The organism is Microcystis sp. M179S2, assembly GCF_020245805.1.
GTDB lineage: Bacteria > Cyanobacteriota > Cyanobacteriia > Cyanobacteriales > Microcystaceae > Microcystis > Microcystis aeruginosa.
This window is the reverse complement of the sequence record NZ_JADBUE010000253.1, coordinates 26,608-39,697: the sequence shown is the minus strand read 5'-3', so window position 1 is coordinate 39,697 and position 13,090 is coordinate 26,608. Positions and strand designations below refer to the sequence as shown.

5 protein-coding genes are annotated in these 13,090 nt (G+C 39.3%); 4 read left to right on the top strand and 1 reads right to left on the bottom strand.

What is annotated here, in order from left to right:
- Positions 1-208 precede the first annotated feature (208 nt).
- On the bottom strand, positions 209-727 hold the full coding sequence (locus tag IM500_RS15585) for a hypothetical protein (RefSeq protein WP_287730726.1): 519 nt from the start codon (positions 725-727) through the stop codon (positions 209-211).
- 285 nt (positions 728-1,012) lie between these two features.
- On the opposite strand from IM500_RS15585, the gene IM500_RS15580 reads away from it, so the two are divergent.
- From IM500_RS15580 to IM500_RS15565, 4 genes are all read left to right on the top strand, one after another.
- The gene (locus tag IM500_RS15580) at positions 1,013-1,276 is read left to right on the top strand and encodes an acyl carrier protein (RefSeq protein ID WP_002761907.1); all 264 of its coding nucleotides are present in this window, start codon (positions 1,013-1,015) and stop codon (positions 1,274-1,276) included.
- A gap of 62 nt (positions 1,277-1,338) precedes the next feature.
- Positions 1,339-3,138, top strand: coding sequence for an NAD(P)/FAD-dependent oxidoreductase (locus IM500_RS15575; protein WP_287738901.1), 1,800 nt, complete (start codon positions 1,339-1,341; stop codon positions 3,136-3,138).
- Positions 3,139-3,275: 137 nt separating this feature from the next.
- The gene (locus IM500_RS15570) at positions 3,276-8,009 is read left to right on the top strand and encodes a type I polyketide synthase (protein ID WP_287738900.1); all 4,734 of its coding nucleotides are present in this window, start codon (positions 3,276-3,278) and stop codon (positions 8,007-8,009) included.
- Between the two features lie 197 nt (positions 8,010-8,206).
- On the top strand, positions 8,207-13,030 hold the full coding sequence (locus tag IM500_RS15565) for a type I polyketide synthase (protein ID WP_190721072.1): 4,824 nt from the start codon (positions 8,207-8,209) through the stop codon (positions 13,028-13,030).
- The last annotated feature ends 60 nt before the right edge of the window (positions 13,031-13,090 follow it).

Sequence of the window (13,090 nt, the reverse complement as noted above, 5' to 3'; positions counted from 1 at the left end):
GTCAAACCGCCGACACCATCGGTCAAAGCATGGGGGCATTGCGGCTGGGGTTGTCTCTTTCATCGCCGATTTTTCAACGTAAAGTGCTTACTCTTTAACGATTATACTCTATTATACTCTTGTTGATCGTTTAAGTCCCAGTATTTAAACTTTACACCTTACATAATCATGATTGAGGTGGGCAATGCCCACCTTAGTAGTGCTTAAATTATCCCTGTTTGATGGCAGGAAGAGACGGAGATTGACGAGAGAGTGAAAGGGTAATACCTAGTTGGGATAAATCAACCGTTTTATAGTTTAGGATAAACCCTAAGCCATATTTTTCTACCACAGGAATCGGTAATTTGGCGGCATGACTATAAACCACTCTAACGGTATCTTGGCTTCCTTTATTGGGTGAGTTATTAGGTTTTTGTTCAACAAATTGACCCAAAAACTGTAGAGAACTATAGGTTTTATTTGCTTGTTGGGCAATTTGGAGAAATTCAGAAATTGCTTGCTCTAATTCCTGTGTCAAGCTATTAATATTCTCTCCAATTTTTAACAACTGATACTCCTGTTTAGATAGCAGTTTTTCTAGCTTATCTTGCAGTTCTGTTTCAAGCTGTACAACGGCTGAAGTTAATAATTCTTGGAGCATTTGCGGAGATTTATGAGCGGTTTCAATCGGTTGAGTAGTGGAATAAATCTCTGTAACAGATGGGTTAAGAACATGAGTCTCTATCATAATTTTTACCTAGTAACTAGCAACTTAATTTTGTTACCTTTTATTGTAAGAAAAAAGGAGTTGAAATTTAATGGATAATATTTTGTATTGTCTGCTAGGTTTTTCGATTATATTTATATAGTAAAAATGTACTAAATTTGGCTATAAAAAATAGGAATAAAAAAAATCCAGTTTTGGCGAAAAATAAAACATGGCTGATCAATGGGTAGAGGAATAAACTAGGAATATAAGTTAAGCAATCTTAGTTTGCTAAAACACTTTTTTCACGTTAAAGGAACTTAACCCATGATGACAACTGTTCAATCTCCTTCTACCGTTGAAGACATTCAAAACTGGCTCGTTGATCAGTTTGCTCAACAACTCGATGTTGACCTTGATGACATTGATATTGAAGAACCTTTTGATAATTATGAACTCGACTCACGAAAAGCGTTAGTTTTATTAGGACGCTTAGAAAAATGGCTCGGAAAGGAATTAAATCCTGTGGTCATTTTTAACTATCCCACCATTGCTGAATTAGCAACCCGACTAGGAGAATTATATCTTTAACTTTTTCTTGTATTCTTTCTTATTCACTCTCTTCCTCATCACATTTTAGGAGAATTTCACCAATGGTTACGACTGACACAAAAGTTTATGATGTTGTGATTATGGGAGCAGGTTTCGCCGGGGTCTGTCAAGCAAGACACTTGCTTCTAAATGTTCCCAACATTAGAATTGCACTGATCGATCCTCGTCCCGAAGAAAGAACTAATAAAGACCTCAAAATTGGCGAATCAATGGTGGAAATTGCCACCCTATTTGTCTGCAAAGAATTGGGTTTATACGAATATATGATCGAAAATCATCCCCCTAAATATGCTCTTAATTTTCATTGGGCAAAAGATGCAGATAAAACTGACACCATTGATGATTATTATCATATTTGGGCGAATCGACAATTTCCCCTTGGCACGTTTCAAATGAACCGGGCAAAATTTGAACGGGATTTGCTCAAAATGAATAAGAAAATGGGAGCAAGTTTCTATCAAGGCCGTGTGGTTGATGTGGACATTACTCCTACTGATGAGATGCACACCGTCAAAGTTAAAATGATTGACGGAAATTATCACGAACTGAGAGCAAAACACCTTGTTGATGCAGCAGGACGTAAGTTTATTATTGGCCATAAAACTGATAACGTTATTGTAGGTGCAGATAATTTATTTGGAGTTGATACGGGATCGGCTTGGGTACGGGTTAAAAATATAGATCGCACCATTTTTCATGATGGTTATGACCCTTATGGAGCAACTTGTAGCCATTATTATGCTACCAATCATTGGTTTGGTCATGGTCATTGGTTATGGATGATTCCCACAGAAAAAGACTCCCAAGAAATCTCTATTGGAATTGCTCAACATCGCAGTGTTATTGCCAACGGTCAAATTAACACTCAAGAGAAGTTTTATGCTTTCCTAAAAGCCAATCACAATCTACTTTATCGCTTAGTTACCTCTGGAGAAAATGTCGATTTTCATTATCTTCCTAGAGTTTCCCATACTAGCAAAACGATGTTTTCTCAAGATAATTGGTATGTAGTTGGAGATGCTGCTTGTATTTTTGATCCCTTTTACTCTTTGGGAACAAGTATGATTGCTTTTGCGATTGAAAGTATCACGGAAATTATTCGTTCTCAACTTGCAGGAGAAGCGGATACAGAAGAAAAACGGGCTGCTTACAATGACTTTAACCTTACCTATACTCGACTCAATAATCATCTCATTGAACACCATGATAAACAATTAGGTCATGCTAGTATCATGAGTTGGCGTATTTATGCCGAATATATGTGGTGGTTTGGGATTCAAATTCCCCTTTATGTCGGCAAATGGCATTTAGATACCGGCTTTATTTCCCGTTATGTGCCAAAAGTTCAAGCGGATATTAAAGGATATTGGCATCATCTCTATGAACAGTTTAATCAATTAGTTGAGCAGAATAAAAACATTGGTTTTATGGATGCTCATCGCACTGATCAATTAATCTGGGGTTATCATACCCTCAAACACTTCGATGACTTTATCGAAAACACTAAATTTGAACCACGACGGTGCAATGTTTTCGCTGGAATTAAAGCGACCAGTTTTTATACAGCAGTTTGGTATGCAAAGTTCCTCTGGAAAGGATTTGGTTTTTCAGCTTTTCTCAATCGCAAAAATCTGTCCTATCTGTTTGGACATCTTAATGGTGCCCTTCAATCTGCCATTACGGAAATGGTTTATAAGTATTTGACTTGTAAGCTTCCTGATAATAGTCAAATTGAACAAACTCGCCAAGAATTTACCAACTATCGTTATCGCCCTCAACTAAATACTTGGCTAACAGAAACTGCCACAAACTCACCTAAGAAAGTTCCTGTCAATGTTTAATCAAAATAGAGGAAAGGGTGGGTTCTCATTAAATCATCGCCAGGGGGTAACATCGAGCTATCCTATCCATTTGAGGGAATTAATTTTATTTCTCTAGTTAAGTAAATTGCTGTCTATTAATTAAGGATATCTCAACCATGAAACCTATTGCAATTATTGGGATTGGCTGTCGTTTTCCTCAAGCCAATAATCCTCAGGAATTCTGGCAATTATTATCAAAGGGAATTGACGGCATCACCGAAATTCCTAAGGAGCGCTGGAATATTGATGAATATTATGATGAGAATCCCGAAACACAGGGGAAAATGAATTCTCGTCATGGGGGATTTTTATCGCAAGTTGATGGGTTTGATCCTAATTTTTTCGGGATTTCTCCTAGAGAAGCCTTATTAATGGACCCTCAGCAACGCTTACTCTTAGAAGTAGCTTGGGAAACCATTGAAGATGCAGGAATAACACGGGAACAATTGGCAGGATCGAAAACAGGTGTATTTGTGGGAATTGCCACAAACGATTATAGTCGCATTCATGCAGGATATAGCCACCATCCCCAAGGCTATGATTTAACAGGAAACTGCACAAATATCGCAGCCGGTCGTCTTTCCTATCTTTTTAACTTAAAAGGTCCTAGTTTAGCGGTAGATACGGCTTGTTCTTCCTCTTTGGTCGCAGTGCATCTCGCTTGTCAAAGTTTATGGAATGATGAGTCTTCAATGGCGATCGCGGCAGGGGTTAACCTGATTTTATCCCCTATTGGTCATATTGCGTTAAGCAAATTGAAAGCCTTGTCTCCTGATGGACGTTGCAAAACCTTTGATGAAAGCGCCAATGGATATGTGCGAAGTGAGGGAGTCGGTTGTATTATTCTTAAACCGTTGGCTCAAGCGATCGCAGACAATGATTCCATTTATGCGTTAATTAGAGGAACTGCTATTAATCATGACGGACGCAGCAAGGGGTTAACGGTTCCCTATGGACCGGCACAAGAAAGCTTGATTCGATCAGCCTTGAAAAATGCCGAAATTGAGCCAAAAGAGCTTAATTATGTGGAATTGCACGGGACGGGAACATCTTTAGGCGATCCCATCGAAGCGATAGCCTTGGGATCTGTGTTAGAAGAAGGACGAGACAAGGATAATCCTTGTTTGGTGGGCTCGGTAAAAAGTAATATAGGACATCTCGAAGCAGCGGCAGGAATTGCCAGTGTGATTAAGATGGCACTTTCCCTGAAAAACAAGCAAATTCCGCCCAGTCTGCATTTTAACAAGCCGAATCCTTATATTCCCTTTGATAAGTTACCCCTTAAGCTTCAATCATCTTTAATTACCTGGCCACAACAGGAAACAACCGCCAAGGTGGGAATTAGTTCTTTTGGATTTTCGGGAACAAACGCTCATCTTATCTTGGAAGAAGCTAATTTATCTCACCAAGAACCAATTTCCTTAACTTTCCCTCATTTACTTCCTTTATCTGCCCATAGTCAAGAAGCGGTTAGAGATTTAGCTCAAAATTATGAAGATTTCCTGAAAGATCAAGCTTTAACCGCTGAATTTGTCCAGAATCTTTGCTATAGTGCTGGTTTAAGACGGACTCATCATGCTCATCGTCAGGCAGTTCTGGTTCATTCTCCTGAAGAATTATTGAAGGGTTTAAAAGAGTTAGAAATGATTGATTTATCGACTCAATCTAAGCCTTCAAAACGTAAAACAAACATTGCTTTTGTCTTTTCTGGCCAAGGACCTCAATGGTGGGCAATGGGACGAGAATTATTAGCAACAGAACCCGTTTTTCGCTCTGTTATTGAACAATGTGATACTTTGATTCAAAAGTATGCTAACTGGTCATTATTAGCGGAATTTAATGCGTCTGAAGCTCTCTCTCGTTTACAAGAAACAGAAGTTTCTCAACCTGCTTTATTCGCTTTACAAGTTGGATTAGCTAAATTATGGCAATCTTGGGGGATTAATCCTAAATCTGTAGTTGGTCACAGCTTGGGAGAAGTTGCAGCCGCCCATTTTGCGGGAATTCTCACTCTTGAGGAAGCCATTCATTTGATTTGTCAGCGCGGACAATTGATGCAGCAAGCAACAGGAAATGGAAAAATGCTTGCGATTGAATTACCTGTTAATGAGGTAGAAAATTTAATAGCTGCTTGGGAAAATAAATTAGAAATTGCTGCCATTAATAGTCCCTATTCAACGGTTGTATCTGGGGAGTCTCAATCGATTGATCAATTAATTGCTGAATTGTCCCAAAACCGTCCCGATATTTTCTCCAAAGAACTACCTGTTAATTATGCTTTTCATAGTCAACAAATGACTACTTTTGCGGATAATTTAGTTAAAAAATTAGGAGAGCTTCAGCCTCAAAAAAGCACCATATCAATTTTCTCAACCGTAACAGGTGATCAACAAGAGGGGACATTATTTAATGCCGCTTATTGGGGACAAAATATGCGTCAGACGGTACGTTTTAACCCTGCGATTGAAGCAATGATTAAATCTCGTCATACTATCTTTGTTGAAATCAGCCCCCATCCTGTTTTATTGGGATATATTAAAAGTACCTTACGAGAACAAGATACTGAGGGATTTGTTTTACCCTCTCTAAGACGAGAACATTCTGAACGGGGAACGCTATTAAATTCTTTAGGAAAGCTCTACACTTGGGGACATTCGATTAATTGGGAAAAATTATATCCCGAAAATTGTCAGTTTGTTAAGTTACCGCTTTATCCTTGGCAACATGAATCTTATTGGGTAAGTGATGCTAAACCTCAATTTAAGTCTGTTTCGTCTGCTTCTAGTTTACTTAATTTATTAGTTGAAGGCAAAACTGAACAACTAACGGAACAGTTAAATAAAAGTGATCAATTATCACCTGAGGTCAAGCAGTTTTTACCCCAATTATTACAGTTATTGGTTGGGGAAGATGCAATAATAGCAGGCCAGATGCCTATCCTACAGGATGTGAGTAAAAACTGTTACAAAGTGGAATGGCAACTCAGTCCTTTAAACTTAAAAAATAAGCCTTCTCAAGGAGAACGGTGGTTAATTTTTAATGATAATCAAGTAGTCGGTAAAGCCTTAGCAACAACCCTAAATGATGCTTATGTTTTGGTGTCTTCTGGTCAAACTTATCAGAAGTTGGTGTCAGGTCATTATCAAATTAATCCTAATAATGTTAAGGATTTTCAACGGTTGTTACAAGATCTAACTGAACCGATCACCAAAGTGGTCTATTTATGGGGGTTAGACAGCGATATTAACTCCCAACCCTGTCAAACTCGTTCTTATGCCAGTTTATTGTATCTAACACAAGCTTTAGCTCAATGTAAAACTAAAGAACCCCCTAAACTTTGGGTCATAACACAACAAGCACAACCGGTGAATGATGCTGTTAAACCGCTTAAAATAGCGCAAACGTCCTTATGGGGAATGGGTCAAGTCATTGCCCTTGAATATCCCAATTTATGGGGAGGATTGATTGATTTAGAAGAAAAACAACCGTCGTCTCAAGCAATTATTGCTGAAATAACAGAAAATCTAGGAGAAGATCGCATCGCTTTTCGGGATCATCAACGATATGTTGCCCGTTTAGTACCTAATAAAGCAATAAAAAGCTCAAACATCAATTTTAAAAAGACAGAAGCCAGTTATCTCATTACTGGTGGCTTAGGCTCTTTAGGATTAAGTTTAGCAGATTGGTTAATTGAAAAAGGTGCAAATCATTTAATCTTAACCAGTCGGCGAGCCTTAGCTGACCATTCAACGGATAAACAGGTAAAAATCAAAGCTTTAGAGGATAAAGGGGCTACTATTCAAGTAATTGCCGCTGATGTCAGTGATTATCAACAAACCCGTCAACTTTTTCACCAAATTCAAGAAAATTGTCCTCCCTTACAGGGTATTATTCATGCGGCAGGGGTTTTAAGCGATCGCACCATTGACAAGATGGATTTCCATTGTTTTGAGAGCGTATTTAATCCTAAAGCAGCAGGGGCGTGGAATTTACACCAACTTTCTCAAGATTTATCCTTAGATTTCTTTGTTTGTTTCTCTTCCATGTCTGCTTTAATCGGATCACGAGGTCAAATTCACTATGCCGCTGCCAACCATTTCTTAGATGGTTTAATGCACTACCGTCGAGAGTCTGGACTCACAGGGTTAAGCATTAACTGGGGACCTTGGGCTAAAGGGGGAATGGCCACGCAAGGCTATGAAGAAGGCTTAAAACGCCTGGGAATCAATCCATTACAACCTAATTTAGCCTTGGATACTTTAGATGCTCTAATCAATGGTAATGTTACTCAAACAATGGTAGCAGAGATTGATTGGTCTAAGTTTAAAACGATTGTTGCAGCAAAAGGACGGGTGGCTTTCTTAGAAGCGTTATTCAAGCAAGATCAGGATAATTTTGGGCAAACGGTCGAGAATTTCCCTCAAACTATCCAAAAAAACCCTCCTCACCGACGAGTCACCCTCTTAACCACTCGTTTACAGCAAGAAGTAGCGCAAGTCTTAGGAATTCACGGAGATACTTTACCAGATACTGATAAAGGGTTCTTTGAGATGGGAATGGATTCTTTAATGTCCGTAGAACTGAAACATCGTCTAGAAGGCTTATTTTCTGTCTCTTTACCTTCTACCTTTGCTTTTGAGTATCCCACTATTGGTGATGTGGTGCAGTATTTTGTCCAAGAAGTATTTGCTTGGCAAGATAATTCAGAAAATTCTCATATTTCTTCGGAAACCGAGTCAACGGATGTTGTAGTACTCCACCAAGCCCTTGCTGAATTGGAGTTGCTGTCAGAAGTAGAAACAGAAGCCCTAGTGGAGCGAGAATTGGCGGAATTAGAGGCATTACTTTAACAGTGAACAGCTATCAGTTAAGTAGGTGGGTGGAATTAAATATAAAATGAACGTAGGTTGGGTTGAAGCATGAAACCCAACGCCCGCATGGGTTACGCTACCGCTAACCCATCCTACAAATAATTGTGCCTACCTACTTATCAGTTATCCGAATAACTAACACCTCACACCTAATATCTAAGGAGCATTTTAATATCATGGATTCTCATCATCAGAAAACAGAATTAACGCCGTTACAAAAAGCAGTTATTGCGCTTAAAGAAGCTCGTAACAAGATTGAAGCCTTAGAACGGCAAAAAAATGAACCGATCGCTATTATTGGCATGGGCTGTCGTTTTCCGGGGGGTGCAAATAGTCCAGAGGCGTTTTGGGAGCTATTATCAAGGGGAAAAGAAGTAATTGTCCCTGTTCCTAGCCAAAGATGGGATGCGGAGGCTTATTATGACGAAAATCCCGATCTTCCTAACAAAACTTATGCTCGTTATGGCGGGTTTATTGACGCAGTAGATCAATTTGATCCGCAATTTTTCGGGATGACTCCCCGGGAGGCGATCGCACTAGACCCTCAACAACGATTATTATTAGAGGTAAGTTGGGAAGCGTTAGAAAATGCCGGAATTGCACCTCAGAAGCTGACAGGGACGCAAACAGGCGTATTTGTGGGCATTGGCTTGGATGATTACGCAAAACGGCAAATTAAGCAACAAATTCCCATTGATGCTTATACGGGATCAGGAAATGCGTTTTGTTTCGCTTCAGGTCGCTTATCCTATTTTTTAGGGCTACAAGGACCCAGTTTAGCCATTGATACCGCCTGTTCTACCTCTTTAGTCACGGTACATCTGGCTTGTCAAAGCTTACGCAATAGAGAGTCAAATTTAGCTTTAGCAGGGGGAGTTAGTTTAATGCTATCCCCGGAGGTGACGTTATATCTTTCTAAAACCCGCGCTTTGTCCCCTGATGGTCGTTGTAAAACCTTTGATAAAGATGCAAATGGCTATGTGAGAGGGGAAGGCTGTGGAATGGTGGTCTTAAAACGCTTTTCTGATGCTATAAGCGATGGAGACAACATTTTAGGGGTAATTAGAGGCTCGGCGGTCAATCAAGATGGCCCCAGTAGTGGTTTAACGGTTCCCAATGGAGCGGCGCAAATGGCAGTTATTCGTCAAGCATTGGAGAATGCAAAAGTAAAACCCGAACAAATTAGCTATTTAGAAGCACACGGGACAGGAACAGCCTTAGGCGACCCTATTGAAGTACGGGGGATTAACAATGTACTATGCAAAGATCGTTCCACTGATAACCCCTTAATGGTAGGTTCAGTAAAAACGAATATCGGCCACCTAGAAATTGCAGCAGGGATGGCCAGCCTATTAAAAGTCATTTTATCCCTAAAAAATCAAGAAATTCCCCCCCATCTTCATTTTAAAGAACTTAATCCTGATTTAGCGGCTGCTGCAACCGCTCTCAAAATTCCTACCGCTTCTCTGCCTTGGCAGCGAACAGAAGAACCTAGAAGGGCCGGAATTAGTGCATTTGGATTAAGTGGCACAAATGCCCACATTATCATCGAAGAACCGCCTCAATTAAGCTTTAATCCTTCTGAAGTGGATCGTCCTGCTCATTTACTCACTCTATCGGCGAAAAGCGACGATGCTTTAGATGATTTAGCGCAAAAATGGGTCAACTATTTAGAGAAAAATCCTCAATTAAACCTAGCAGACTTAGCTTTTAGTGCCAACACGGGACGAGGACAATTTAACCATCGTCTGGCAATTTTGGCAAAATCAACCCTTGAAGCCAAGGACTCTTTCACAGCATTTACGCAAAAACAACCTTGTTTGAATGTTTTCAGCCAAGCAGTTGCAAAAAGTCGTCAAAATAAGATTGCTTTCTTGTTTACAGGACAAGGTTCTCAGTATGCAGACATGGGACGACAACTGTATGAAACTCAACCCACCTTTCGTCATGCCTTAGAGGAATGCGATCGCTTATTGCAACCTTACCTAGAAAAGTCCTTATTAGAGGTTTTATACAGTGATTCTAGCTTATTAGACCAAACTGCTTATACTCAACCCGCCCTATTCGCCATTGAATACGCATTATATAAATTATGGCAGTCTTGGGGCATTAAACCTGATGGGGTTTTAGGTCATAGTGTGGGGGAATATGTGTCCGCTTGTGTTGCAGGGGTTTATTCTCTCGAAGAGGGAATCAAGTTAATTGCCGAAAGAGGACGCTTAATGCAGTCTTTACCCCAAAAAGGCGCAATGGCGGCCATATTTGCCCCTATTGAAACAGTAAAATCTGTTATTTCTCCTTATGGGGATCAAGTTGAGATTGCCACTATCAATAGTTCGGAAAATATCGTTATTTCGGGTGACAAGGAAGCGATTAATCGGATTAAAGCGGATTTAGAATCACAAAGCATTGAAGTGCGTCTGCTTCAGGTATCTCATGCTTTTCATTCCGGGATGATGCAACCGATATTAGCAGAATTTAAAGTGATCGCTGCTAAAATTAGCTATAAAACACCCCAATTAGATTGGATTTCCACCGTCACAGGTGAAGAAATCAGCCAAGCAGTAACAGAGGACTATTGGTGTCAACAAGTGCGTCAATGCGTCCAATTTGCCCCAGCAATAGAAACCTTAGCCAGCCAAGGTTATAATCTATTTATTGAAATCGGCTCTCATCCGATTTTAACGAGATTGGGTCAAAAAACCTTAGCAAACCCTGATTATCTGTGGTTATCTTCCCTACAACGAGGACAGGATGATTGGCAAATTTTATTACAAAGTGTGGCAAAATTAGCCGTTTCTGGGGTTAATATTGATTGGAATGGCTTTGATAAAGATTATGCTCGTCTTCGTCTTCCTTTACCTACTTATGCTTTCCAAAAACAACCCTACTGGTTAACCGTAGGGGAGCCTGGTTTGCGCCCAACCCAAGAGACAGAAACCGTAGAAGAACAAGACTTACACCAAAGCCAAGAAAGAGAAACTGTAGGGGTACCAGACTTGCGCCCAACCCAAAAACAAGACGAAACCAAGGCTGAAAGCTTAGAAAGTCAATTAATTGCCTTAATAAGTAAAATTACGGGTTTAAATCCTCAGCAATTGAGTTTGAATGTTTCCTTGGAAGCAGATTTAGGGTTAGATTCTATTATGATGACCCAATTAATGAACGGGTTACTATCATTAATTCCTGAAGAACAACGTAGTCAATTTAGTGAAACCTTTTCCCTACGCCATTTAATGCAAGTCTCCAATCTTCAGGAATTATTAACCATTCTTCAATCTCATACTTCATCCCCCAAATCTCAAATCTCTAACCCCAAACCACAAACCAAAAACCTCCAACTACAATCCTCGAATCTGGTTCCTATTCTCCATAGTCAAATTCCCTTGTTAATGAGTTATTGGAGTCTCAATTCTAATAGTTTATTTACTAAGGTTAAAATTGCAGGAGAATTTGACTTAAATATTGCTCAACAAGCATGGAAACTGTTAATTAATCGACATCCCATGTTACGGGCGCAATTTCAGATTCGAGAAGATGCCACCTGCTTTGCAGACTATCAATTAGAAGTGCTAGAAAACCCCATTCCTCCTGAAATTATTGTTAAAGATTTCACCACTTTAACTCCCGATGAACAAGGGGAGAAAATTGAAGAAGAAATCTATCATTGGTTAAACTATAACTGGTCTTTAACGCAATGGCCACTGCATGGATTTTCTGTTCTTAAATTATCTGATCAAATTCATCAATTATTTTTAGGGAATGAACACTTAATTTCGGATGGTTTAAGTAACCATGTCATAATTCGGGAATTCTTGGAAATTTACCGGGCTATAGTTGCTAAAGAAACGCCAAATCTTCCCCCTACATTGACTGTAGAAGATTATCGAAAACAGGTTCAATTAATGAACGATTGGCAAGATATTGAGGAAGATCGAGCCTTAGCAGAATACAATAATGCTGTGTCTGGAATGTCCTATCGTTGGCAACCTAAACAGCAGAAAAATGCTCAAAAATCTCCTCTCTTTTACAATCAAAAGTATCTACTTTCAGCAGAAACTACCTCTCAATTAATCGACAAAACCCGTCAATGGCGAGTCCCGATGAATGCACTATTATTAGGTGCATTTCTAAAAACTATGTCACAAATAGATTCAAAAGCTGAAAATATCGGAATTTCGATTCCCACCAGTGGACGAATTTACCCCGAAGTAGATGCAACAGGTGTGGTTAGTAGTTTTGCTCAAAATCTGGCATTAAGTTTTACTAAACCTCAATCTGAGCAAGATTGGCCGACCTTTTTAAGCCAAATTCAGCAAACTGTACAACAACATATTGGCACAGGTTTAGATCGGGCGCAAACTCGTCAAATGGGAACAATTTTTCGAGACAATATTACCCTAGAAAAGGGTAAAATTCCCCCTCATAGTCTTTCTTTAATACAGGAGGCTTTAAAGTCTAATTTATACCTTCCTTATACGGGACAAACTCACCTTCAACCTCAGTATGATGCTTTATCAATTACTGACTATCAAGCAGGAGGAATGAACGCAACTGGAACAATTGATATTTTGCAAGAAATATTTAATAATCGTCTTCATTTATTTGCAAGTTACGATTACCATCACTTTGACTTATTGCTAATAGATCAATTAATGACAGCCTATGTCAGCCAAATTGAAGAACTAGCCAATTTACCCGTCCAAGATCAAGTTATTATTTCTCATTCTTCGTCTATTTCTCTTAATACAGAGATTGAAGAAATGCTACGACAAATAACTTCCAAAATTTGTCATTGGACAATTGAAGAAGAAGAAATGAGTGATGATTTGGAGGCAGATTTAGGACTAGATTCTTTAGAACGCATTCGCCTTGTTACCAAGCTAGAAGGGATTTATGGCAAACAATATCGCCAAGACCTTTTAAATTGTCGAACTTTACAAGAAATGGCTGCTATTTTAGCCCCATCTCAACCTTCAATCGTCAACAGCTATTCGTAAAATATAGCCCGACAAATTAATGTTAGGACGAAGAAAAATATGTCATTCCTGCGGTAGGTA

Bases quoted from the DNA above. Each gene is read 5' to 3' on its own strand.
- IM500_RS15585 (WP_287730726.1), bottom strand. From the start codon at position 727: ATGATAGAGACTCATGTTCTTAACCCATCTGTTACAGAGATTTATTCC.
- IM500_RS15580 (WP_002761907.1), top strand. From the start codon at position 1,013: ATGATGACAACTGTTCAATCTCCTTCTACCGTTGAAGACATTCAAAAC.
- IM500_RS15575 (WP_287738901.1), top strand. From the start codon at position 1,339: ATGGTTACGACTGACACAAAAGTTTATGATGTTGTGATTATGGGAGCA.
- IM500_RS15570 (WP_287738900.1), top strand. From the start codon at position 3,276: ATGAAACCTATTGCAATTATTGGGATTGGCTGTCGTTTTCCTCAAGCC.
- IM500_RS15565 (WP_190721072.1), top strand. From the start codon at position 8,207: ATGGATTCTCATCATCAGAAAACAGAATTAACGCCGTTACAAAAAGCA.